Source organism: Streptomyces sp. 12E (assembly GCF_055633275.1).
The window spans coordinates 590,060-611,632 of record NZ_JBVNCJ010000001.1; the positions used below are offsets into that span (position 1 = coordinate 590,060).

The following is a 21,573-nucleotide window of genomic DNA, read 5'->3' on the forward strand; positions in this document are numbered from 1 at the left end:
AAGACATATGTCAATCGAACATGCTCAAATGCACTCGATCGAAAGTAACTCGCAGGATGCGGACCGGTGTTGGAACCGATCCGCTCCCCCGTTGCACGGAGCAGGCTGGAGGCGATGGCGTCGTGCGGTACGAACCTGCACCGCTGACCCGGTATCTGCGCGTCCGCCACGACCGGGGACACACGGTGCTGGAGCTCCGCGGCGAGATCGACATCGCCGCGGCCGCGGAGATCGTCCCGCACCTCGACATGGCGACCGCCGAACCGGACGCCCGGATCGTGATCGACCTGACCCACGTCGAGTTCTTCGACCTCTCCGGGCTGCGTCTGCTGTACCGGGCCCGGCAGCGGATCGCGGACGGCTCCGGCCGGCTGCGCCTCGTGTGCGCCCACCCGCTGACCCTGCGCATGCTGCGGATCACCGGCACGTCCCGTCTGCTGCCTCCGTGGCCGACCCTGGACGCGGCCCTGGAGCAGCCCGAGGCCACTTCCGGCCCGCTCTGACCACCCGCTCCGCGGCCCGGCGCCCGCCGTGCGCCCCTCCGTGCTCCCGGTGCGGTCGCCCGTCCCCCGACTTCCCTGGCCTGTCCGGGGAACCGGGGGGAATCCGGTCAGCAGGAAGGAGGGCCGTCGCCATGACGACTCCCGTGAAGGGACCGATCACGCGTTTACCCGGATGGGTGAAGGCGCTCGGCGCGGTGGTGCTGCTGCTCGTCGTGCTGTTCGCCGGGATCCGGCTGAGCCTGCTGCCGGGCCTGAAGGACCTGTTCGGCACGGAGACGAAGGACCGCTCCGGGCCCGCGCTGCTGGAGTCCATCCAGGACCTCAGCCGTTACGACGCCGCCTCGGGCAACTTCCAGGTGGTGGTGGACCTGGAGAAGGACGCGAAGTTCCTGCCGGACGCCGTCCGCGGCAGCCGCACGCTGTACGTGGGCGCGGGCACCGTCGACGCCTACGTCGACCTCGGGAAGCTGGACGAGGACGACGTACGGGTCGACGAGGACCGTACGTCCGCCTCGCTGCGGCTGCCCCACGCCCGTCTGGGCAAGCCCGCCCTGGACCCCGAGCGCTCCTACGCCGTGTCCAAGCAGCGCGGGCTGTTCGACCGGCTCGGCGACCTCTTCTCGGACAACCCGAACAGCGAACAGGCCGTGCAGAAGCTCGCCGTGCGGCACATCGGCGACGCGGCGAAGGAGAGCGGACTCACCGCCCGGGCCGAGACCAACACGACGGAGATGCTCGAAGGGCTGCTGCGCTCCCTGGGCTTCGAGGAGGTGCGGGTCAGCTACGGCGACTGACCCGCACGACCTGGGGTAACCGGCGTACCACACACGGAAGCTGACGACTGGAGGACAGAATGGCCCGCGCCGTCCCGCGTCCGCGCTCCCTGCTCCGACGGCGTCCGCGGCCGTCCGCGCGCGGCACCGCGGAGGGTGCTCCGGAGCGGCGCCCGCTGCCGTTGCTCCCGCGGCTGCTGGCGGTGCTGTGCGCCTTCGTGTTCATGGTCGCCTTCGCCGCGGTCCTGGCCCGGCTCACCCTGTACCCCTCCCCCGCCTCGGAGGCGCTGACCCACACCAATCTGCATCCGGGCCGCTCGCTGAGGGCCTATCTGGACCAGCCCGCGCTGCGGGACGCCGTGCGTCAGATCGGCGGGAACATCCTGCTCGGCGTCCCCTTCGGCGTGCTCGTCCCGGTCGTCGCACCGCGCACGCGCGGATTCCTGCGGGTGCTGGTGCTGACGGCCGTCGTGATGCTGCTGGTGGAGTGCGCGCAGGGCGCCCTGGTGACCGGACGCGCCTTCGACATCGACGACGTCATCCTGAACACCGGCGGGGCGCTGCTCGGTTACCTGCTCCTGGGCCGCCGTCTGAGCCGGGCCGTGCACGCGCGCCGCCCGAAGGCCTGAGCCCCGGGGGACGCGGCGCCGGGGGTCAGGGCCGTTCGCTCGCGCGTGGGACCCCGCGCAGGGTCCAGGTGAACTTGTCGCCGCCCACCCAGTGGACCACGTCCGGGTCGTCCAGGTCGTGGACGGTGATCCCGAACGCGGCGGCGGCGTGCAGCACGTCGGTGACGGTCTTCGCCTCGCCCACCACCTGTCCGTCGATCTCCACGATCCGGAACGGCGGGGTCCCGGGCTGTACCCCGAGCACCATGATCCGCGGATGCGACATGTACGGGCTCGCGCTTTCGGTCATGTACCCGAGGGTAGAGCGCGAGCGGCGCGAACGCGGTGTGCGGGCGCGCCGCCGTTCAGGGCCGCCGCCAGCCGTCGTCCGTCAGGTGCGACCCGGCCTGCGGACCCATCCGGAGCATTCCGCCGTCCACGCTCCAGGAGGCGCCGGTGACGTACGAGGCCTCGGGCCCGGCGAGGAAGGCGATGACCGCGGCGACCTCACGGGCGTCGCCGGGCCGTCCCAGGGGGACGCCGGGGCGGTCCTCGGTGCGCGGGTCGGTGTCCTCCTGTCCTGTCATGGGCGTGGCGATCTCACCGGGGGCGACCGCGTTGACGGTGATGCCGTGCTCGGCGAGCTCCAGCGCCATCACCTGGGTGAGCAGCCCGAGACCGCCCTTGGCGGCGCAGTACGGCGCGGCGCCCACCCGGGGCTGGTGCTCGTGCACGGACGTCACGTTGACGATGCGGCCCCCGTCGCCCTGCCGGATCATGTGCCGTGCCGCCTTCTGCCCGCACAGGAACGGGCCGATCAGATCGACGTCGAGGACCTCGCGCACCTTCGACAGCTCCAGGTCGAGGAAGGGCGTCATCGTGCCCGTACCGGCGTTGTTGACCAGGACGTCGACGCGGCCCAGGCGCTCGCACAGCTCGTCGACGGTGTCCGCGGCGGCGGGCAGCCGGGTGAGGTCCAGCGGCGCCACCTCGGCCCGCCGCCCGTGCGCCCGGCACTCCCGCGCCGTCTCCTCGGCGCCCTCGCGGTCGCTGTGCCAGGTGATGCCCACGTCCATGCCCGCGGAGGCCAGGCGTACGGCGGTGGCCCGGCCGATCCCGGAGTCCGCGCCGGTGATCACGGCGACCCTGCTGCTCGGAGTGGCGGGGACGGACATGCGGGCCTCCTGGTCGCCGACGGTCGGGTGCGAGGCATCGCAGTACCCGCACACGCGGGAACCAATCCCCCTTGTCCGCCGCATCGCGGCCCGCGCTCCTCCGGAGTGGCGGGCGGCCGAGGTGGTACCCGTACCGCACGCGAGGGGACGAGGAGGGACCGCGTATGGAACGGGCGGCCGTGTTCGACGTCGACGGCACTCTGGTCGACACCAACCACCTGCATGTGACCGCCTGGTGGGAGGCCTTCCGGCAGGCGGGCCATCGGGTGCCGATGCACGCCGTCCACCGGGCCGTGGGGCTGGCCTCCTCCGACCTGGTCGCCCACCTGCTGGGCGAGGACCGGGACACCGGCCGCGACGAGGAGCTGAGCGCGGCGCACAAGGCGCTGTACGGGCAGTACTTCGACCGGCTGCCCGCGCTGCCGGACGCCGGCCGGCTGCTGAAGCGGCTGCACCGGGACGGCTGGACGGTGGTGCTCGCCACCTCGGCGGGCGGCGCCGAGCTGGGTGCGCTGCGCCGGGCGATCGACGCGGACGAGGCGATCGCCGCGACGGCGAGCGCCGACGACGTGGCGGAGGGCAAGCCCGCGCCGGAGCCCATCGAGCACGCCCTGGAGCTGGCCGGGGTGCCCGCGGAGCGGGCGGTGCTCGTCGGTGACACGGTGTGGGACATGCGGGCGGGCAGCCGGGCCGGTGTGCGCTGCGTGGGCGTGCTGTGCGGCGGCATTCCGCGCGCCGACCTGGAGGAGGCCGGCGCGGACGCGGTCTACGACGACCCGGCGCACCTCCTGGCGTCGCTGTCGGACGGTCCCCTGGCATGAGATCCCCGGGGCCCGGGATACCCGCGGGGCATGTCATGTGTGCGGGAAGAGAGCGGGCAGGGTGAGGCCGCGGGGCGGTTGGCTCCGGTGGCGCGGGTGCGGGAGGCCGTGCGGTGGGACGCGCGGTCCGTCGGCCGGGCGGTGCGGGCCGCGTGGCGGGGGCCCGGGCGGGAGAGGGACCTGCTCGTCCAGTCGCTGAAGGCCGCCGGGGCCGCGCTGCTGGCCTGGCTGCTGGCGCAGGTGTGGCTCGGCGACCCGATGGCGCTGATGGCGCCCTGGGTGGCGCTGGTCCTGGTGCAGGCCACCGTCTACAGCTCGCTGGTGCAGGGGGCGCGGCAGTTCACGGCGATCTGCGTGGGAGCCCTCGTGGCCTCGGGGGCGCAGGCGGTCACCGACGACACCACGGGCGCCCTGGCGCTGTCGGTGCCGGTGCTGGTGCTGTTGTCGAACTGGCCGCGCTTCGGCGACCAGGGCATCTACGCCGCCACCACGGCCGTCTTCACGATCGCCACGGGAACGGTGAGCGCGGTCGCCGTCGGGCACCGGCTGGGGCAGGCGGCGCTCGGCGCGGTCATCGGCATCGCCGTCAACGCGCTGATCCTGCCGCCGGTCCATCTGCGGGACGTGCGGGAGAACCTGGCGGCGCTCGCCCGCGAGTCGGGTGACGTGCTGCACGCCGTCGCCGGGGACCTGCGCGGGGGCGAGTGGGACGCGCGGACCGCCGCGGGCCGGCTCGGCTCCGCGACGCGGCTGCAGGACCGCCGGGAGGCGCTGCGCTCGGCCCGCGGCTGGAGCAGGGAGAGCCTGCGGCTGACCTCGGGCGTGCTGCGCGCCCTGCACCGGGCGCCGACGGAGGCGCTGCCGCCGGAGTACGAGGACGAGCGGTTCAGCCGCGTCACCGGGCATGTCACGGCGCTGACCCGCACGCTCGCGGTGGCCGCCGACGAGGACCGGACGCCCGCCGCGCCGGACGCCGCGGTGCTGGGCTGCTACGCGGAACTGCTGGAGCTGATCGGTGACGCCTGCCACGCGGAGGCCGACCGGCTGCTGGACGACGGCACGCGCGCGGACGCCCTCCTGGACGAACGGACCGAGGCGGTGATGCGGGACCTGCACGGGAAACTCCAGGACCGGCTGCTCGAACAGGCCGGGCAGGGCGCCGCGCGGACGGCCGTCCTGGGCACGCTGGTGCTCCAGGCCGAGAACCTCTGGGCCGAGCTCGACGGCGGCGCCCGGGGCCGGTGACACACATCACGCCCACGAGCGGCCCGGCGCGGAACACCCGGGGGCGGTTCTCCGTTGAACCGACCGTGGGTGCGGACGCGACAGTGTCCCCGGGCCTCGTCATCCGCCCACAGGGACGATCGTTCGGCTGAAGCCCTGTGGAGCCTTTCGCCGAGAGGCGACCGCCGTCCGTGCCCACCACCGAGCCGCCCCGGCCGTGATTCCCCCGTCGCGGTCGGGGCTTTCCCCTGTCTTCCCCCGGTGCGGCTCCGCTTCGGGACGTCCGGCGGGCGTGCACGCCTCCGCCGCAGGGGTACTCGGCCCGTTCCGCGGAACGGGCGGCCGAGAGGAGCGGGAAGGTGAGCAGCGCAGCGGGCATGAGGGTCGTCGTCACGGGTGCCACCGGCAATGTCGGGACCAGCGTGGTGCGGGTCCTCTCGCAGGAGCCGGAGGTCGGCTCCGTACGGGGTCTGGCGCGCCGGATCCCCGGCCTGTCGCCCCCGAGGACCGAGTGGTCGGCGGTGGACGTGGCCTCGGACCGGTCCGATCTGGTCGGCGAGTTCACCGGTGCGGACGCGGTGGTCCATCTGGCGTGGGCGTTCCAGCCGACGCATGATCCGGCGAGCACCTGGCGCACCAATGTGCTGGGCAGCATGCGGGTGTTCGACGCGGTGGCCGAGGCGGGGGTGCCGGCGCTGGTGCACGCCTCGTCGGTCGGGGCGTACTCGCCGGGCCCGAAGGACCGCGCGGTGGACGAGTCGTGGCCGACGCACGGCTGGCCGGACGCCGCGTACTGCCGGGAGAAGGCGTACCTGGAGCGGGCCCTGGACACGTTCGAGCGCGACCATCCGGGGACGCGGGTGGTGCGGATGCGGCCCGCGTTCCTCTTCAAGCGGGAGTCGGGGAGCGAGCAGCGCCGCATCTTCGGCGGCCGCTTCCTGCCGGGGCCGCTGGCGCGGCCCGATCTGCTGCCCGTCCTCCCGGACGTTCCGGGGCTGCGGGTGCAGGCGCTGCACACCGACGACGCGGCCCACGCCTACCGTCTGGCCGTGCTGTCCGCCGGGGCGCGGGGGGCCTTCAATCTCGCCGCGGAGCCGACGGTCGACGCGGAACTGCTCGGGGAGATGCTCGGGACGCGCCGGGTACGGCTGCCGCGCACCGCCGTCCGCTCGGCGGTCGCCGCCGCCTGGGGGCTGCGTCTGCTGCCCGCCTCGCCGCATCTGTTCGACGCCGTGCTGAGGCTGCCGCTGATGGACTGCACGCGTGCGCGCGTGGAACTCGGCTGGCGGCCGGAGCACACGGCGACGCAGGTGGTGGAGGAGTTCCTGCTGGGCATGGAGCAGGGGGCCGGGGAGGACACCGAACCGATGCGGGGCCGCAAGGTCGGCTGAGCAGCGGGTTCCACCGTTCCTCGCGGAGGTGTCCGCGAGGGTCAGCACACGAACGAAGGGAGAGTGCCGTGACCGACCACCGCCTCGAAGGGCCCGGCGAGAACGGCGCGGGTGTTCCCCGTGACCTGCCGGACCAGCAGGCCGGCGCCGGCGAGGACCCCTGGGAGGTCGCGCCGGGCGCCGCGGAGCGGAAGAGCGAGGACGAGTCCGGCGAACCGGAGGAGCCGGAGTCCGACGTCCCCGACACGGACGAGGCCGGCACGGGCCGCAAGGGCGCCCCGCACTCGGGATCCGGCAACCCGCAGCAGCCGGTGCCGGACGAGTCCTCCGCCTGACCGGGCCGCACGGACGGGTCAGGGCCCGTCCTCCGGCTCGGGCCGGCTCCGGTCGGCGGCGCCTCCCTGCTCATCCGGGCGGGAGACGCCCCTGACACGGGGCGCTTCCCCCGGGGCCCGGTACGGGACGGGGGACGGGCGCCGCCGGTCCGGACCGGGCCGGCTCGCACGGGCGTTCCCAGCGCGGGCGCGTTCCCGGAGGGCCGTGTGCCGGGCGGGCGGCGGGGACTGCGGGTCCGGGGCGGGACGGCGTCCGCCGCGGGCGAAGAAGTCGGCGAGCGGCAGGATCGCGGCGCCGACGGTGACCGCGTCGGGGCCGAGCCGGCCCGGTTCGATCGTCACCTTCCCGGCCGGGTGGCGCAGCGCGTACGACAGGGCGTACCGGCGCACGGACGGCAGGAAGCGGGAGCCGAGCCGGAGGCCGGCCCAGCCGCCCATGAGGATGCGCTCGGGCTGGAAGAGGTTGATCAGGTCGGACAGACCCGCGCCCGGGTACTCGGCGGTCTCCTCCAGCACGGCGAGCGCGACGGGGTCGGCGGCTCCGTCGTCGGCCGGGTAGGCGGCGGCGAGCATCGTCGTCAGCGCGGTCTCCTCGTCCGTGTCCTCGAGGTTCCCGGGCGCCCGGGCGCCCGGCCGCCCTCCTCGCGCCACCGGGCGAGCAGCGACTCGGCGCCCGCGCACGCCTCCAGGCAGCCGAGCGCGCCGCAGCGGCAGCGGCGCCCCCTGACCCGTACGGTCAGATGTCCCCATGCGGCCGCCCGGCCGTGTTCCACCTCGGGCGTGACCAGGCAGGCGCCGACGCCTGAGCCGAAGAGGACGACGACGGCGTTGCGGGCGCCGCGCCCGGCGCCGAACCACATCTCGGCCTGGCCCAGGATCCTGGCGCCGTTGTCGATGAAGTACGGCACCGTTTCGGGCAGCGGGGACCCGGCGCGGAGCAGGGACTCCAGGGGGACGGCGTCCCAGCCGATGGTCCGGCCGTGCACGACGGCGCCCCGCACCCGGCGCTCGCGCCCGCCCCGACCACCCGCGGAACCGCCTCGGTGATCATGATCAGCGCGAGCACCCGGCGGGCGCGCCCCCGGAAAAACCGCTGGCCCCGCCCCAGGCCGGATATCTACCCTGACCCAGAAACCTAGACCCCCCAGGTTTCGAAAGAGCACGCCAGGAGAAGCCCTCATGAGAACGCTCACCGAGCAGGACATCCGCGGTTCGTTCATCAACTGCTCGAAGGGCGAGGCCAAGCGGCTGGCCGTACCGCGCGACCTGGGCGAACGCCCCTGGGACGACCTCGACTTCCTCGGCTGGCGCGACCCCGGCGCACCCGACCGCAGCTATCTCGTCACCGAGCGGGAGGACCGCCTCGTCGGGGTGGCCATGCGCTTCCAGCCCGCCCGGCGCGGCTTCCTGCACCGCAGCATGTGCTCCCTGTGCCTGACGACCCACCCGCGCGGCGGCGTCGCCCTGATGACGGCGCGCAAGGCGGGCCCGGCCGGCCGTGAGGGCAACTCGGTCGGCGCCTACATGTGCACCGATCTCGCCTGCTCCCTCTACCTGCGCGGCAGGAAGGTACCGGAGACCGGCGCCCGCTTCGAGGAGAGCCTCACCCTGGAGGAACAGATCGCCCGCACCAGGGAGAACCTGTTCGCCTTCCTCGACAAGCTGTAGAGGCGGCCCGTCTGTCCGCCGGGGGACTGCCGTCGCAGATGAACACGTTCGATGCGTCCGGGGAAGGGGAACCGTCCGAGGATGCAAGTGGTACGTGAGATGACTGCACCGGCCGTCGAGTTCGTCAAGCGGCACCGGGACCCGGTGACCGTGCAGATGGTGAGGTCGACCGCCGCGGCGACGGTCGCCTACGTCATCGCGGTGCGGCTGAGTCCGGAGGCCGCGCCGCTCACCGCGCCGCTCACCGCGCTGCTCGTCGTCCAGGTCACCCTGTACTCCACGCTCACCACCGGGATGCGCCGGGTGAACTCCGTGGTGACCGGCGTCGTCGTGGCGATCCTCTTCAGCCTCCTGGTGGGCCTGACCTGGTGGAGTCTGGGCCTGCTCATCCTGGCGTCGCTGATCATCGGCCATCTGGTGCGGGTGGACGAGTTCGTGCCCGAGGTGGCGATCAGCGCGATGCTGGTGCTCGGCGTGACCACGCACGGGGACACCGCCTGGGCCCGGATCGTGGAGACACTGATCGGGGCGTTCGTCGGGATGGGGTTCAACCTCCTGCTCGCCCCGCCCGTGTGGGTGGAGGAGGCCGGGAAGTCGATCGAGGAGCTGGCGCGCCGGGTGCGGCAGCTGATGCTGCGGATCGGCGAGGAGGCGGCGGACCGCACACCCCCGCACCACGCGGAGGCCCGGCTGCACGAGGCCCGCCGACTGGACCACGACATCACCGAGGTCGACGCGGATCTCCGGCAGGCGGAGGACAGCCTGCGGCTCAATCCGCGGGTGCGCGAGGGCCTGCTGCACCGGGTGGTGCTGCGCACCGGCCTCGACACGCTGGAGATCTGCACGGTGGTGCTGCGGGTGCTGGCGCGCACACTGGCCGACCTGGCCAAGGAGCGCGATCCGGAACGGCTGTTCGAGCCGGAGACGGGCGCCGTCTTCGAGGAGCTGCTGTCCGAGATCGCGGACGCCGTGGTCAGCTTCGCGGTGCTGGTGACCACGAGCGTGAGCGCGAACGCCGAGTCCGCGGAGGAACGGCTCGCCTCCCAGTTGCGGCAGGCGGCCGCCACCCGCGACAAGCTGGCCCGGCTGCTCTTCGAGGAGGCCCGGCGCGACGCGCGCCAGTGGCAGTTGCTGGGCGCCGTGCTGACCGAGGTCAACCGCATCCTCGACGAGATGGACACCGAACACCGCACACGCCGGCTGTTCGAGGAGCTGGACCGGCACTCGCAGGCGCAGCGCGAGCGACTGCCGCGGCTCACCCGGTTGCAGGAGCGGCTGCGCCGGAACCGTCGTGGCGCCTCCCCCCGCCCCCAGTGACGCGCTCGGCCGGAGGCGACCGGGTCCTCCCGCGTCAGCCCTCGCCGTCCGTGTGCTGCCGCTGCAGCGCACGGGGGCAGGGGGCGGCGCTCGCCTGGGCGAGCAGCACGTGCATGCGCTCGGTGAGCTGGGAGACGTCGTCGGCGGGCGCGTGGAACGGCAGGCGTACGTCACCGTTCGTGCGGAGGCGTTCGACGCGCAGGGTCAGTCCGTGCCGGTCGACGGCGAGCGGCTGGACGCGGACCGCCCCGTGCAGGCTGCCGTGGTCGACCAGTCGGGTCAGCCGTTCGACCGCGTCGGCGTGGCAGTCGGCGAGGTGGGTGAGCAGCCGGGCCTCGGCGGCGGCGAGCGGGTCGGGCGCGGCGGCGGCGAACTCGTCGACGTCGACGACCAGGGCGCCGGACGGCTGCCGGAGCACCACGCGCGTGGGCCGCAGGACGAGGCGCCCGCCTTGCGCGGCGAACCAGCCGGCCAGCCACAGCCGGGCACGGATGCGATTGCGTACGGGGACGGGCGCCACGTCGGCGAATTCCAGCACGGCGGACGGCTCGCCGCGGGGCGCGCAGATCGCGGCGGCGAGCAGGGCGCTGTCCTCGGGCACGTGCAGCAGCACCCGTCCGTCGTCGGTCACCTCGTGCGCGCCGACGAGCTCCTCCCGGGTGCCCTCCGCGGTCACCGCGCAGGACCATGCGGCGGCGAGCACCGAACGGGCCCGCTCCGCCGCTCCGGGCGCGGCCGTCCAGCCGTGTGTGTCGTCAGCCATCGCCGAACCTCCTCTTAGGTAAGCCTTGCCTAACCTATCGAAGATCGGGGTGCGCGCCAACCGGGTGGCGTGATCCTTGCGAAACCGTTCAGGGCGCGAGGACGCCCAGCAGGGCACGTACGCACGGATCGCGCACCCGCTCGCGGGCCGGCTCCCAGCCGCGCAGCCACTCCGGGCAGACCGCCGTGGTGAAGGCCGGCCGGCCGCGCACGGCGAGCCGGGCGGCCGGCCGCGCCTCGAGGACGGGGCCGAACTCGGGATCCTCCGCGAGCACGGCCAGGATCTGCCGCTCCTGCGCGGCCGGCGCCCGCCGGTAGACCCGGCGCACCGCCTGGTCCCCCGCCGCTTCGGCGCGGTGGAAGGCGCGGTAACCGTGCGTATGGGTCTCGACGTACTCCAGATACGCGTCGAGACCCACCGTGAGCTGTTCGCGCACCGGGCGGCCGGGGACCGCCGCCGTCATGCGGAGCATCCGCTCGCTCTCGCGCTCCACCACCGCCGCGAAGAAGTCCCGCTTGGTCGGGAAGCAGTGGTGGAGCAGCCCTCGCGAGACCCCGGCGATCTCGGCGACCCGCTCGATCCACACGTCGTCACAGGGGCTCTCCGATTCGACGCGGGGGCGGTGCGGGCTCGTCCGCCACACGTGTTCAAGCCCTTCGGGACGGGGCCCGGGCCTGTACCGGGCGGCGGTTCGCGCTGCACGAGGCGGTGCTGGTGCTGGGGTTGCTGCTGCGCCGGTACGAGCTGCGCGCCGACCCGGCCTACTGCCTGCGGGCGACCGAGCGGCTGACGCTGATGCCGGAGGGGTTGCGGCTGCGGCCGGAACGCCGCGCCCCGGCGCGGGTCCGGGCGGGGCCCGGGTCCGCCTGAGGCACGTCGGGCAGGGCGAGCGCCGGGTCGCGCGACCCGGCGCTCGGGGGGTGCCTTCCCCCGTCGCCCTGCGGCACGGCTGCCCGCGACTACGCCGACGCTTCCAGGTGTTCGAGGCGGTCGGGGTCGGACAGGATGTACATGCCGGTGATCCGGTCGTCGCTGATGGTGACCGACATGACCGAGTTGATGCGGCCGTCCACCACACTGAGCAGGCCCAGCGCGTCGTTGACCAGGACCGTCCTGGCCACCGCGGTGTACCGCGCGAACATGAGCGCCGACTCGGCCACCGCCCTCGCGCCGCGGAGGGCCCTCGACCCGGCCACGCCGCGGACCAGCGCGCCCGCGTCCGCCCGCAGCACCACGTCCGGGTGGAGGACGGCGACCAGCGCCTCGAAGTCACCGCCGCGCGCGGCGGCCATGAACGCTTCGAGCACCTGCTTCTGCCGGCCGGGGTCGGGCTCGGAGGAGGGGGTCGCCTCCCGTACCCGGCGCCGGGCCCGGCTGGCGAGCTGGCGGGTCGCGGCCGAGCTGCGCTCCACGACCGGGGCGATGTCGTCGAACGGCACGGCGAACATGTCGTGCAGGACGAACGCCAGCCGCTCGTCGGGCTCCAGCGTCTCCAGCACCACCAGCATCGCCACGCCCACCGATTCGGTGTGCAGCGCCTCCTGTTCCGGGTCCGTCCGGGAGAGGGGTCTGATCACCGGGTCCGGGACGAACGTCTCGTCCATCGGCTGCTCGCGGCGCGCGGCGCGCGAACGCAGCAGGTCCAGGCAGATCCGGCCGGTCACGGTGGTCAGCCAGCCGCCGAGGTTGTCGATGCCGTCGGTGCCGGTGCGGCCCAGCCTCAGCCAGGTCTCCTGGACGGCGTCCTCCGCCTCGGTCAGCGAGCCGAGCATGCGGTAGGCGACCGCCTTGAGATGCCCGCGGTGCTCCTCGAAGCGCTCCGCCAGCAGTTCCCCGTCGTCGACCACGGGGCTCACCGGGGGAACACCTCGAAGGAGACCGCCGGCCGGCCGCCGAACCGCTTGCCCGCCTCCTCGGCGTTACCCGTCAGGAACCCGCGCGCGTACGCCTCCGGATCCTCGTCGGTCAACGCCTCGATGTAGGTCCGGTGTTCGAGCAGCGAGGCGACCGCACGCTCCAGCCCGGCCGTCGCGTCCACGGCGTGCGTGGGGGTGGTGGAACCGGCGACCGCCACCCAGCGGACACCGTCCCAGGGCTCCAGTCCCCGCTCGGTCAGCTCCGGGAAGATCCACCGGTTGCCGGCGTCCCCGGCCGCGTCGAGCGTGGCCCGCCCGACGGCCAGGTGGTCCGGGGTGTTCCAGTAGGTGCCGCCCCAGGTGTCCCGGTGGTTCAGGGTGATCACCAGCTCGGGCCGGTACCGGCGGATCTCGGCGGCGATGTCCCGGCGCAGCGCGGGGCCGTACTCGACGACCCCGTCCGGGTGGTCGAGGAAGCGGACCTCCGACACGCCGACCACGGCCGCGCTCGCCCGCTGCTCCCGCTCCCTGAGCGGGCCGCACTCCGCCGGCTCCAGGGTGTCGATGCCCGCCTCGCCGCGGGTCGCCAGGACGTAGGCGACCTCACGGCCGGCGTCGGTCCAGGACGCGATCGCCGCCGCGCAGCCGTACTCGAGGTCGTCCGGGTGGGCCACCACGGCCAGGGCGCGCTGCCAGTCGTCGGGCAGGGACGGGAGTTGACTGATCGTCGGCTCGGTCATGACCGCAGACTAACCCGCCGCACCGGCGTCCCGCCCGACTCCCGGCTCACACCTCGTCGCGCGCCAGGGCCAGCAGCCGGTCCAGGACGCGGGGGCCGCCGGTCCGGACGCCGTCGTGCTCGAACTCGTCGGTGACCCAGGTGCGCAGGCCGCGGATCGCCCGGGCCGTGCGCAGGGAATGGGCGGTGTCGACGTACATGTCGTCGTGGTAGACGGCCGCCGCGACCGGGACCTCGTTGACGGCGAGGCGCGCCGGGTCGTACAGGGGCGTCCAGTCGGTGCGCGCGGCGAGCAGTCCGGCGGTCTCGCGCAGGGGACGCAGCGCCGGGTCGCAGTCGAACATCCAGGGGTGGATGGTCTCCCCGGTGAACAGCAGCGGCTGGTCGCCGGCGAGCGTCTTGGCCGCGTCGAACCGCGGGAACTCGGCCCGCACGCGTTCGGCGGACCAGGCGGTGGGCCGGGCGTCCTGGCCGTAGATCGCCTCGTGGATCAGCGCGTACAGCGGGTGGCCGGCGAACGACAGCAGTGCCTGCGCCTGCTCCTGGAAGGCGTCGGAGAGCGCGGGGCCGTCCGGGGTGCGGACGAAGGCGTCCTCCAGGAGGTGGTGCAGCAGGTGGCTGCCGTCGCCGCTGCCGAGCATGCGGCCCAGGGACTGGAACGCCTCGACGGTGAACCGGTAGCCGTTCGGCAGGACCACCTCGTGGCTCAGGAGGTGGTCGGCGATGCGGCGGGCGCGTTCGACGTCCTGCGGGTAGCGGGCGTAGTGCGCGGCGACCTTGCGTTCGACGCGCGGGTAGGCCGCCCGGTAGACGTCGTCGGCGTGGGCGTCGAGGGAGGGCAGTCCGCCGGTGATCAGCGCGGTGTCGAGGCCCTCGGGCGCCATGGACAGGTAGGCGACGGCGCAGAAGCCGCCGAAGCTCTGGCCGAGCACGGTCCAGGGGGCGCCGCCGGTCACCTCGGGGCGGATGGCCTCGCAGTCCCGCACGATCGAGTCGGCGCGGAAGCGGGTGAGGTAGTCGGCCTGCGCGGCGGGGCCGCCGCGCAGCGGGAGCGTCTGCCGGTTGGCGGGGGTGGAGTGGCCGGTGCCGCGCTGGTCGAGGAGGAGGACGCGGTACTCCTCGAGGGCGCGGCCGAGCCAGGCGGGCTTCCCGACGAAACGGTTCGCCCCGAACCCGGGGCCGCCCTGGAGGTAGAGCAGCCAGGGCAGGTCCCGGCCGGCCTTGTCCCCGGCGACGACCTCACGCGCGTACAGCTCGATCGTCTCCCCCGAGGGGTCGTCGTGATCGAGGGGCACGGTGAACCGGCGGTCGGTGAGGACCACTCCGGGCTGGCGGTAGCTGACGGACAACGGGGCTCCAGGGACGAACGGATTGTCGGACCGTGACCCAGTTCAGCACATGCTCGTCCGGCCAACGATCCCGGGATCATGGAATTCTTGCCGACCGCCCGTCAGCGGGCCGCCAGGCTGGAGCGCCGGACCACCAGTTCCGGGCGCAGGACGACCCGGCGGTGCTCGTGCGGCTCGGCGGTGTTCCCGCTCCCGGTCTCCTCCAGCAGCAGTTCGGCCGCCAGGGCGCCCATGGTGACCGCGGGCTGCCGCACCGAGGTGAGCGGCACGGCCGCCGCGGCGGCGAACTCGATGTCGTCGTAGCCGACGATCGCGAGGTCGTCGGGGACGCCGACGCCGGCCGCGTACATCGCCTGGAGCACGCCGAGGGCGAGCAGGTCGTTGGCGCAGAAGACGGCGGTGGGCCGGTCGGCGAGTCCGAGGAGGCGGGCGCCCGCGTCGCGTCCGGCGGCGACGTCGAGCCGCTCGGTGGGCAGTTCGCGCAGGCGGTCGGGGCCCAGTCCGGCCTCGGCAAGGGCGTTCAGGGCGCCGGTGCGGCGGTCCCGGACCTGGTTCAGTCCGGGCGGGCCGCAGACGTACGCGATGGAACGGTGTCCGGCGTCGACGAGGTGCCGCACGGCCAGCGCGCCGCCCGCCACGTCGTCCACGGAGACCGAGCACTCGGTGGTGCCCTCGGCGACCCGGTCGACCAGCACGAAGGGGATGCCGTGCCGGCGGAACGCCTCGATGTTGCGGCCGGTGGCGTCCGCCGGGGTGAGCAGCACGCCCCGTACCCGCTGCTCGGCGAAGAGGGAGAGGTACTCGGCCTCCTCGGCCGGGTTCTGGGCGCTGTTGCAGACCATCACGCCGAGCCCGGCCTCGCGCGCGGCGCGTTCGGCGCCGCGTGCGACGTCGACGAAGAAGGGGTTGCCCATGTCGAGGACGAGCAGGCCCATGATGCGGCTGCGGCCGGCCCGCAGCTGACGGGCGGACTCGCTGCGGACGTAGCCGAGCCGGTCTATGGCGGACAACACCCGCGCCCGGGTCTCGGCGGCGACCGTGTCCGGGCGGTTGATGACGTTGGAGACCGTGCCGACGGACACTCCGGCGACGCGGGCGACGTCCTTGATACCCACCGACTGGGCCATCGGGCAGGGACCTCCGGGGAGAAGGGGGGGCGCGGCGGGCCATCACACTACCGGCAGCGCCGCCCCTGAGCGGTCACGGTCAGGCGGGCAGGCGGAAGTCGACCACGTGCAGGGGCGAAGGTGTCGTACCGGTGGACTTCTCCTGGTGCATGACCGACAGCACCCCGTCCTGGGCGACGCGGGTCTCGTCGGTCACCACCTCGCCGAAGGCGTTCAGGCCGGAGCCGTCGCGCAGCGGCTTCCAGTCGGTGTGCCCAAAGGCCGCGGAGGCGTTGTCGTACCGGTCCAGGACCAGCTTGGTGCGCTGGCTGGAGCCGAGCGGGACGGGGATCCCGGTCTTCCGCCGGGTGCCGGCGGCGGTGCGGCGGACGTGGAAGGTCTGCACGGTCCGCCAGGTGCTCGCGCCGAGGGCGCGGCGGCCGACGACCGCGCTCCGGTCGGCGGTGTACCAGGCCGCGTACTGGTGGCTCTTGTGGGTGAGCAGGCCGTTCTTCTGGAACACGTTGTTGTCGACCAGGCCGTCGTAGGACACGAAGAAGACGGCCCGGCTGTCGAGCGTGGCGCTGCCGGTGCGGGTGACCGACGGCCCGGGCGCGGCGGCCCGGGCGGTGCCGGAGGCCAGGGCGGGGGCCGCCGCGGTGCCGAGGAGTGCGCCGGCCGGAAGAGTGCGTCGTCTCATCGCGGGCTCCGTCGTCAGGCGAGGTGGAAGACCTCGGTCAGCGGTTTCATCGCCTCGTCGGGCCGGGAGCCGTCGAGGGACTCGAAGAAGGGGGACATCTCGGCCTGCCAGCGGGCGTTGACCTCGGTGGCCTCCATGCCGGCCTTGGCCGCCTCGAAGTCCTCGGTCTCCAGGTAGCCGACGAGGAGGCCGTCGTCGCGCAGGAAGAGGGAGTAGTTGTGCCAGCCGGTGGCCGAGAGCGCCTCGCGCATCTCGGGCCACACGGCGGCGTGGCGTTCGCGGTACTCGGCGATCCGGTCCTGTCGGACCTTGAGCAGGAAACAGACGCGTTGCATGAAGTACCGCTCCTCCAGGGGTGGTCGGGACCAGAACGGGATCAGAAGTCGAACTGGTCGATGTTCTCGGCGTTGAAGACGGTGGGCTTGCCGAGGTTGATCACGCCGTCCTTGCCGATGGTGTACTCGCCCAGCGCGCCGGCCGTGAAGGTCTCGCCCTCCTTGCCTGTGATCTGGCCGGAGGACAGGGCGATGGCGGTGCGGGCGGCCAGCTCGCCGAGCTTGGCCGGGTCCCAGAGCTCGAACGCCTCGACGGTGCCGTTCTTGACGTACTTGCGCATGTCGTTGGGGGTGCCGAGGCCGGTCAGCTTGACCTTGCCCTTGTACTTGGAGCCGGACAGGTACTGGGCGGCGGCCTTGATGCCGACGGTGGTCGGGGAGATGATCCCCTTCAGGTTCGGGTACTCCTGGAGCAGACCCTGGGTCTGCTGGAAGGACTGCTGGGCGTCGTCGTTGCCGTAGGCGACCTCGACCAGCTTGATGTCCTTGTACTTGGGGTCCTCGAGCTCGTCCTTCATGAACTCGATCCAGGCGTTCTGGTTCGTCGCGGTCTGCGCGGCGGACAGGATCGCGATCTCGCCCTGGTAGTCGATCTGCTCGGCGAGCAGCTGCACCTCCGTGCGGCCCAGGTCCTCGCCGCTGGCCTGCGAGATGAAGGCGTTGCGGCAGTCGGCGGTGGTGTCCGAGTCGTAGGTGACGACCTTGATGCCGTTCTTCATGGCCTGCTTGAGCGCGGTGCACAGGGCGCCGGGGTCCTGCGCGGAGACGGCCATGGCGTCGACCTGCTGCTGGGTCAGGGTGTTGACGTAGGAGACCTGGCCGGCGGTGTCGGTGGCGCTGGAGGGGCCGACCTCCTTGTAGGTGGAGCCCAGTTCCTCGACGGCCTTCTCGCCGCCCTTGTCGGCGGTGGTGAAGTAGGGGTTGTTGACCTGCTTGGGCAGGAAGCCGACGGTCAGGCCCTTCTTGGTGGGCGCGTTCGGGTCGGCCTTGCCGGCCGAGGCGGCCGCGCCGCCCTCCTTCTTGACGTCCTCCTTGGTGGTGCCGCCGCAGGCGGTGGCGGCCAGGGCGAGGGAGGTGACGGCGGCGAGGGCCGCGCAGGTGCGGCGGACGGATGCCTTGCGCATGGTGGGTTCCTTAGCGGGCGAGGAGGGTTCAGGGCGTGGGAGCGGGGGTTTCGGGGACCGGTGGTGACGCGGCTGCCCGGCGTGCGGCCCTCGCGACGGCGATCTGCCGGGCGACACGCGGTCCGAGCACGGACAGCACCAGCAGCACGCCCGTGACGACGATCTGCGACTGCGCGGAGACGTCCTGGAGGCTCATCACGTTCTGCAGCGCGCCGAGCAGGAACACACCGGCGATCGCGCCGCCCAGGGTGCCCTTGCCGCCGTCGAAGTCGATGCCGCCGAGCAGTACGGCCGCCACGACGGAGAGTTCGAGACCGGTGGCGTTGTCGTAGCGGGCGCTGGCGTAGTGCAGCGCCCAGAAGACGCCGGTGAGGGAGGCCATCAGACCGGTCAGGGTGAACAGGACCAGCTTCTGCCGCCTGACGCGGATGCCGGCGAACCGGGCCGCCTCCTCGCTCGCGCCGATCGCGAACAGCGACCGGCCGAACGGGGTGGCGTGCAGGGCGACGACGGCGATGGCGAGCAGCGCCAGGAAGGGCGGGAGGGCGTACGGGACGAACGTGTCGCCGATGCGTCCGGAGGCGAAGTCCAGGTACTGGGCGGGGAAGTCGGTCACCGCGTCGGAGCCGAGCACGATCTGGGCGACGCCCCGGTAGGCGGCCAGCGTACCGATGGTGACGGCGAGGGACGGCAGCCCGAGGCGGGTCACCAGCAGGCCGTTGACCAGGCCGCAGACGACGCCGATCACCAGGCAGATCGGGATGATCGTCTCGATGGCCATGCCCTGGTTCCACAGGGCGCCCATCACCGCGCCGGACAGGCCGGCCGTGGAGGCCACGGACAGGTCGATCTCGCCGGAGACCACGAGCAGGGTCATGGGCAGGGCGATCAGCGCGATCGGCAGGGTGTTGCCGATGAGGAACGACAGGTTGAGCGCGTTGCCGAAGCCGTCGACGGTGGTGAAGGACAGCAGCAGGACCACGACGAGCAGGGCGCCGACGACCGTGTCCCAGCGGACGGCGCGGTTCGCCAGGAATGCGGACTCAGGCATGGCGGGCGTTCCTCTTCTTCAGGGCCGAGGCCACGCGCAGCGCGACGACCCGGTCGACCGCGATGGCGAGGATGAGCAGGAGGCCGTTGATGGCGAGCACCCACACGGAGCTGACGCCGAGGGCGGGCAGCACACTGTTGACGGAGGTGAGCAGCAGCGCGCCGAGCGCGGCGCCGTAGACGCTGCCGGAGCCGCCGGTGAAGATCACGCCGCCGACCACGACCGCGCTGACGACGGTGAGTTCGTAGCCGTTGCCGGTGCCGGAGTCGACGTTGCCGAACCGGGCCAGGTACAGGGCGCCGGCGAGGCCGGCGAGGGCGCCGCAGAAGGTGTACGCGGCGAGGATCCGCTTGCGGACGGGGATGCCGGCGAGCCGGGCGGCCTCCGGGTTGGAGCCGAGCGCGTACAGCTCGCGTCCGCCGCCGAAGTGCTTGAGGTAGTACGCCGTCGCCACGAGCACCGCGAGCGCGATCAGCGCCAGATACGGCACGGCCGAGATGCCGCCCGAACCGAAGTCGACGAATCCGCCGGGGAGATCGGCGGCGGTGATCTGGCGGGAGCCGACCCAGACGGAGTCGATGCCGCGGATGATGTAGAGCGTGCCGAGGGTGACCACGAGGGCGGGCACCTGGCCGAGGCTGACGAGCAGGCCGTTGAGCAGTCCGAAGCCGATGCCGAGCAGGACGGCGAGGGCGACGGCGACGACCGGGTTCCCGCCGTCCTGGAGGTGGACACCGGCGGCGAAGGCGCTGATGCCGAGGGTGGAGCCGACGGACAGGTCGACGTTGCGGGTGATGACGACCAGGGACTGGCCGGTGGCGACCAGGACCAGGATGGTCGCGTTCAGCAGCAGGTCCTTGACGCCCTGTTCGGACAGGAACTCGCTGTTGCCGGCCTGGGTGACGGCGATCATCACCAGGAAGACGACGAGGATGGCGAGTTCGCGCATCTTGAAGACGCGGTCCACCAGCCGGGTGGCGCCGGCCTTCGGCGCCTCGGCGACGGGGGCTTCTCCGGGAGCGGCGACCGTCATGCGGCGGCCCTCCCCGTGGCTGCGGCCATCACGGTTTCCTCGGTGGCGTCGGTGCGGGGGATCTCGGCGGTGAGCCGGCCCTCGTGCATCACCAGCACGCGGTCGGCCATGCCGAGGATCTCGGGCAGGTCGGAGGAGATCATCAGGACGGCGACGCCGTCGGCGGCGAGCTGGGACAGCAGCCGGTGCACCTCGGCCTTGGTGCCGACGTCGATGCCGCGGGTGGGCTCGTCGACGATCAGCACCTTCGGCCCGGTGGCGAGCCACTTGGCGAGGACGACCTTCTGCTGGTTGCCGCCGGACAGGGTGTTCACCGTGTCGGCGATCCGGGCGTACTTGACCTGGAGCCTGACGGCCCAGTCGAGGGAGCGGCTGCGTTCGGCGCCGCGGTCCATCAGGCCGGCCCGCACGGTGGTACGGAGCCCGGTGAGGCCGATGTTGCGCTCGATGGACATGTCCATCACCAGGCCCTGGGCGCGCCGGTCCTCGGGGACCAGGGCGAGGCCCGCGGCCATGGCGGTGGACGGGGCGCCGTTGGTGAGCCTGCGCCCGTCGACCTCCACCTCGCCGGCGTCCCAGCGGTCGATGCCGAACACGGCGCGGGCGACCTCGGTGCGTCCGGCGCCGACGAGTCCGGCCAGGCCGACGATCTCGCCGCGCCGCACGTCGAAGGAGACGTCGGTGAAGACGCCCTCGCGGGTCAGCCGGCGCACGCTCAGGACGGTCTCGCCCGGTGTCACGTCCTGCTTGGGGTAGAGCTCCTCGAGGTCGCGGCCGACCATGCGGCGGACCAGGTCGTCCTCGGTCATGCCGGCCAGCGGCTCGCCGGCGACCCAGGCGCCGTCGCGCAGCGTGGTGACCTTCTGGCAGATCTCGAAGATCTCCTCCAGGCGGTGGGAGATGAACAGCACCGCGGCGCCCTGGTCGCGCAGGGTGCGCACGACGCCGAAGAGGCGGGCGACCTCGCTGCCGGTGAGGGCGGCGGTGGGCTCGTCCATGATCAGGACGCGGGCGTCGAAGGAGAGCGCCTTGGCGATCTCGACGATCTGCTGGTCGGCGATGGACAGGCCGCGGGCCGGGCGGTCGGGGTCGAGCTCGACGCCGAGCCGCTTCATCAGGGCGGCGGTCGCGCCGTGGGTGGCCCGGTGGTCGATCCGGCCGAGCGCCCGCCGGGGCTGCCGGCCCATGAAGATGTTCTCGGCGATCGACAGGTCGGGGAAGAGCGTGGGCTCCTGGTAGATCACGGCGATGCCGGCGTCGCGGGCGTCACCGGGGCCGTGGAAGACGACGGGGGCGCCGTCGAGCAGCACCTGGCCGGTGTCCGGGCGGTGCACCCCGGCGAGCGTCTTGATGAGGGTCGACTTGCCGGCTCCGTTCTCGCCGGCGAGGGCGTGCACCTCCCCGGGGAACAGCTCCAGGGAGACGCCCCGCAGTGCGCGGACCGCACCGAAGGACTTGGAGATGTCCTTCAGCGCGAGAACCGGGGCCGGACCCGTGTCGGACGGGTGGGTCATGAGGGCTCCTCGACGACGCCGGCGGGAGGCCCTCGCGACGTCGTGAAAGGTTTCAACTGGGTTGCCGGGACGTTAGGCGCGCGACGCATGTCACGTCAATGGGTCCCGGTCGAAAAACTTTCGACACCTTCAGGTCTCGGCCTGGTCACGGAGGACGGTCTTCGCCGCAGGGGTTGACACCCCTGCGG

22 protein-coding genes and 3 pseudogenes are annotated in these 21,573 nt (G+C 73.2%); 10 read left to right on the top strand and 15 right to left on the bottom strand.

All coding sequences use genetic code 11. From position 1 onward, the window contains the following. Positions 1-122 precede the first annotated feature (122 nt). From ACZ8ZB_RS02670 to ACZ8ZB_RS02680, 3 genes are all read left to right on the top strand, one after another. Entirely contained in the window at positions 123-503 is a 381-nt protein-coding gene (locus ACZ8ZB_RS02670) for an anti-sigma factor antagonist (protein WP_470736103.1), read from the top strand. 131 nt (positions 504-634) lie between these two features. Next, positions 635-1,297: a DUF4230 domain-containing protein gene (locus tag ACZ8ZB_RS02675; protein WP_470736104.1), complete on the top strand. Its 663-nt coding sequence runs from the start codon at positions 635-637 to the stop codon at positions 1,295-1,297. 59 nt (positions 1,298-1,356) lie between these two features. Next, entirely contained in the window at positions 1,357-1,905 is a 549-nt protein-coding gene (locus ACZ8ZB_RS02680) for a VanZ family protein (protein WP_470736105.1), read from the top strand. A 25-nt stretch (positions 1,906-1,930) separates the two neighbouring features. Here the strand turns inward: ACZ8ZB_RS02680 and ACZ8ZB_RS02685 are convergent, their stop codons facing one another. Both ACZ8ZB_RS02685 and ACZ8ZB_RS02690 read right to left on the bottom strand, forming a co-directional pair. Further along, positions 1,931-2,194 (bottom strand): hypothetical protein, encoded by a 264-nt coding sequence (locus tag ACZ8ZB_RS02685; RefSeq protein WP_470736106.1) that lies wholly within the window; start codon positions 2,192-2,194, stop codon positions 1,931-1,933. Positions 2,195-2,249: 55 nt separating this feature from the next. Beyond that, complete coding sequence (locus ACZ8ZB_RS02690) at positions 2,250-3,059, bottom strand: SDR family oxidoreductase (protein ID WP_470736107.1); 810 nt, start codon at positions 3,057-3,059, stop codon at positions 2,250-2,252. Positions 3,060-3,223: 164 nt separating this feature from the next. On the opposite strand from ACZ8ZB_RS02690, the gene ACZ8ZB_RS02695 reads away from it, so the two are divergent. The 4 genes from ACZ8ZB_RS02695 (at position 3,224) to ACZ8ZB_RS02710 (ending at position 6,830) form a co-directional block, all read left to right on the top strand. Further along, positions 3,224-3,880 (top strand): HAD family hydrolase, encoded by a 657-nt coding sequence (locus ACZ8ZB_RS02695; protein ID WP_470736108.1) that lies wholly within the window; start codon positions 3,224-3,226, stop codon positions 3,878-3,880. Between the two features lie 30 nt (positions 3,881-3,910). Continuing rightward, on the top strand, positions 3,911-5,125 hold the full coding sequence (locus ACZ8ZB_RS02700) for an FUSC family protein (protein WP_470736109.1): 1,215 nt from the start codon (positions 3,911-3,913) through the stop codon (positions 5,123-5,125). A gap of 338 nt (positions 5,126-5,463) precedes the next feature. Continuing rightward, complete coding sequence (locus ACZ8ZB_RS02705; protein WP_470736110.1) at positions 5,464-6,495, top strand: SDR family oxidoreductase; 1,032 nt, start codon at positions 5,464-5,466, stop codon at positions 6,493-6,495. Positions 6,496-6,563: 68 nt separating this feature from the next. Next, positions 6,564-6,830 carry a hypothetical protein gene (locus ACZ8ZB_RS02710; protein WP_470736111.1) on the top strand — a complete coding sequence of 89 codons (267 nt, stop codon included), beginning with the start codon at positions 6,564-6,566 and terminating at the stop codon, positions 6,828-6,830. Between the two features lie 186 nt (positions 6,831-7,016). Here ACZ8ZB_RS02710 and ACZ8ZB_RS02715 read toward each other — a convergent pair. After that, positions 7,017-7,828: pseudogene (locus ACZ8ZB_RS02715) on the bottom strand (ROK family protein); the annotation flags it as partial. A 181-nt stretch (positions 7,829-8,009) separates the two neighbouring features. Between ACZ8ZB_RS02715 and ACZ8ZB_RS02720 the strand changes: the two are divergent. After that, positions 8,010-8,498 (top strand): FBP domain-containing protein, encoded by a 489-nt coding sequence (locus ACZ8ZB_RS02720; RefSeq protein WP_470736112.1) that lies wholly within the window; start codon positions 8,010-8,012, stop codon positions 8,496-8,498. A gap of 81 nt (positions 8,499-8,579) precedes the next feature. Further along, a complete protein-coding gene (locus tag ACZ8ZB_RS02725) occupies positions 8,580-9,815 on the top strand; it encodes an FUSC family protein (RefSeq protein WP_470736113.1) in 1,236 nt (411 codons plus the stop codon). Positions 9,816-9,849: 34 nt separating this feature from the next. On the opposite strand, the gene ACZ8ZB_RS02730 is transcribed toward ACZ8ZB_RS02725, so the two are convergent. Continuing rightward, positions 9,850-10,578, bottom strand: coding sequence for a DUF2470 domain-containing protein (locus tag ACZ8ZB_RS02730; protein ID WP_470736114.1), 729 nt, complete (start codon positions 10,576-10,578; stop codon positions 9,850-9,852). 88 nt (positions 10,579-10,666) lie between these two features. Continuing rightward, complete coding sequence (locus ACZ8ZB_RS02735) at positions 10,667-11,221, bottom strand: TetR/AcrR family transcriptional regulator (protein ID WP_470736115.1); 555 nt, start codon at positions 11,219-11,221, stop codon at positions 10,667-10,669. On the opposite strand from ACZ8ZB_RS02735, the pseudogene ACZ8ZB_RS02740 reads away from it, so the two are divergent. Continuing rightward, a pseudogene (locus ACZ8ZB_RS02740) lies at positions 11,183-11,448 on the top strand (cytochrome P450); the annotation flags it as partial. The gene ACZ8ZB_RS02735 and the pseudogene ACZ8ZB_RS02740 sit on opposite strands and share 39 nt — an antisense overlap. An 89-nt stretch (positions 11,449-11,537) precedes the next feature. Here the strand turns inward: ACZ8ZB_RS02740 and sigJ are convergent. From sigJ to ACZ8ZB_RS02790, 10 genes and pseudogenes are all read right to left on the bottom strand, one after another. Then, the gene (gene sigJ / locus ACZ8ZB_RS02745; protein ID WP_470736116.1) at positions 11,538-12,434 is read right to left on the bottom strand and encodes an RNA polymerase sigma factor SigJ; all 897 of its coding nucleotides are present in this window, start codon (positions 12,432-12,434) and stop codon (positions 11,538-11,540) included. Beyond that, positions 12,431-13,174 (bottom strand): PIG-L deacetylase family protein, encoded by a 744-nt coding sequence (locus ACZ8ZB_RS02750; protein ID WP_470736117.1) that lies wholly within the window; start codon positions 13,172-13,174, stop codon positions 12,431-12,433. Before ACZ8ZB_RS02750 ends, sigJ begins: the two co-directional genes overlap by 4 nt. Before the next feature lie 46 nt (positions 13,175-13,220). Further along, positions 13,221-14,522, bottom strand: coding sequence for an alpha/beta fold hydrolase (locus ACZ8ZB_RS02755; RefSeq protein ID WP_470736118.1), 1,302 nt, complete (start codon positions 14,520-14,522; stop codon positions 13,221-13,223). Between the two features lie 101 nt (positions 14,523-14,623). After that, a complete protein-coding gene (locus ACZ8ZB_RS02760; RefSeq protein ID WP_470736119.1) occupies positions 14,624-15,649 on the bottom strand; it encodes a LacI family DNA-binding transcriptional regulator in 1,026 nt (341 codons plus the stop codon). Positions 15,650-16,019: 370 nt separating this feature from the next. Next, positions 16,020-16,328 (bottom strand): annotated as a pseudogene (locus ACZ8ZB_RS02765) (Tat pathway signal sequence domain protein); the annotation flags it as partial. 14 nt (positions 16,329-16,342) lie between these two features. Then, a complete protein-coding gene (locus tag ACZ8ZB_RS02770; RefSeq protein ID WP_344557127.1) occupies positions 16,343-16,663 on the bottom strand; it encodes an L-rhamnose mutarotase in 321 nt (106 codons plus the stop codon). 41 nt (positions 16,664-16,704) lie between these two features. Then, positions 16,705-17,787, bottom strand: coding sequence for a rhamnose ABC transporter substrate-binding protein (gene rhaS, locus ACZ8ZB_RS02775; RefSeq protein WP_470736120.1), 1,083 nt, complete (start codon positions 17,785-17,787; stop codon positions 16,705-16,707). A 28-nt stretch (positions 17,788-17,815) separates the two neighbouring features. After that, entirely contained in the window at positions 17,816-18,838 is a 1,023-nt protein-coding gene (locus tag ACZ8ZB_RS02780; protein WP_470736121.1) for an ABC transporter permease, read from the bottom strand. Beyond that, complete coding sequence (locus ACZ8ZB_RS02785; protein WP_470736122.1) at positions 18,831-19,871, bottom strand: ABC transporter permease; 1,041 nt, start codon at positions 19,869-19,871, stop codon at positions 18,831-18,833. Before ACZ8ZB_RS02785 ends, ACZ8ZB_RS02780 begins: the two co-directional genes overlap by 8 nt. Further along, the gene (locus tag ACZ8ZB_RS02790; RefSeq protein ID WP_470736123.1) at positions 19,868-21,385 is read right to left on the bottom strand and encodes a sugar ABC transporter ATP-binding protein; all 1,518 of its coding nucleotides are present in this window, start codon (positions 21,383-21,385) and stop codon (positions 19,868-19,870) included. The genes ACZ8ZB_RS02785 and ACZ8ZB_RS02790 overlap by 4 nt, the downstream gene beginning before the upstream one ends. Between the last annotated feature and the right edge of the window lie 188 nt (positions 21,386-21,573).

Coding starts and splice junctions, on each gene's coding strand:
- ACZ8ZB_RS02690 (WP_470736107.1), bottom strand. CDS start 3,059: ATGTCCGTCCCCGCCACTCCGAGCAGCAGGGTCGCCGTGATCACCGGC.
- ACZ8ZB_RS02685 (WP_470736106.1), bottom strand. CDS start 2,194: ATGACCGAAAGCGCGAGCCCGTACATGTCGCATCCGCGGATCATGGTG.
- ACZ8ZB_RS02730 (WP_470736114.1), bottom strand. CDS start 10,578: ATGGCTGACGACACACACGGCTGGACGGCCGCGCCCGGAGCGGCGGAG.
- ACZ8ZB_RS02790 (WP_470736123.1), bottom strand. CDS start 21,385: ATGACCCACCCGTCCGACACGGGTCCGGCCCCGGTTCTCGCGCTGAAG.
- ACZ8ZB_RS02785 (WP_470736122.1), bottom strand. CDS start 19,871: ATGACGGTCGCCGCTCCCGGAGAAGCCCCCGTCGCCGAGGCGCCGAAG.
- rhaS (WP_470736120.1), bottom strand. CDS start 17,787: ATGCGCAAGGCATCCGTCCGCCGCACCTGCGCGGCCCTCGCCGCCGTC.
- ACZ8ZB_RS02720 (WP_470736112.1), top strand. CDS start 8,010: ATGAGAACGCTCACCGAGCAGGACATCCGCGGTTCGTTCATCAACTGC.
- ACZ8ZB_RS02750 (WP_470736117.1), bottom strand. CDS start 13,174: ATGACCGAGCCGACGATCAGTCAACTCCCGTCCCTGCCCGACGACTGG.
- ACZ8ZB_RS02770 (WP_344557127.1), bottom strand. CDS start 16,663: ATGCAACGCGTCTGTTTCCTGCTCAAGGTCCGACAGGACCGGATCGCC.
- ACZ8ZB_RS02695 (WP_470736108.1), top strand. CDS start 3,224: ATGGAACGGGCGGCCGTGTTCGACGTCGACGGCACTCTGGTCGACACC.
- ACZ8ZB_RS02760 (WP_470736119.1), bottom strand. CDS start 15,649: ATGGCCCAGTCGGTGGGTATCAAGGACGTCGCCCGCGTCGCCGGAGTG.
- ACZ8ZB_RS02780 (WP_470736121.1), bottom strand. CDS start 18,838: ATGCCTGAGTCCGCATTCCTGGCGAACCGCGCCGTCCGCTGGGACACG.
- ACZ8ZB_RS02725 (WP_470736113.1), top strand. CDS start 8,580: ATGCAAGTGGTACGTGAGATGACTGCACCGGCCGTCGAGTTCGTCAAG.
- ACZ8ZB_RS02675 (WP_470736104.1), top strand. CDS start 635: ATGACGACTCCCGTGAAGGGACCGATCACGCGTTTACCCGGATGGGTG.
- ACZ8ZB_RS02680 (WP_470736105.1), top strand. CDS start 1,357: ATGGCCCGCGCCGTCCCGCGTCCGCGCTCCCTGCTCCGACGGCGTCCG.
- ACZ8ZB_RS02700 (WP_470736109.1), top strand. CDS start 3,911: ATGTCATGTGTGCGGGAAGAGAGCGGGCAGGGTGAGGCCGCGGGGCGG.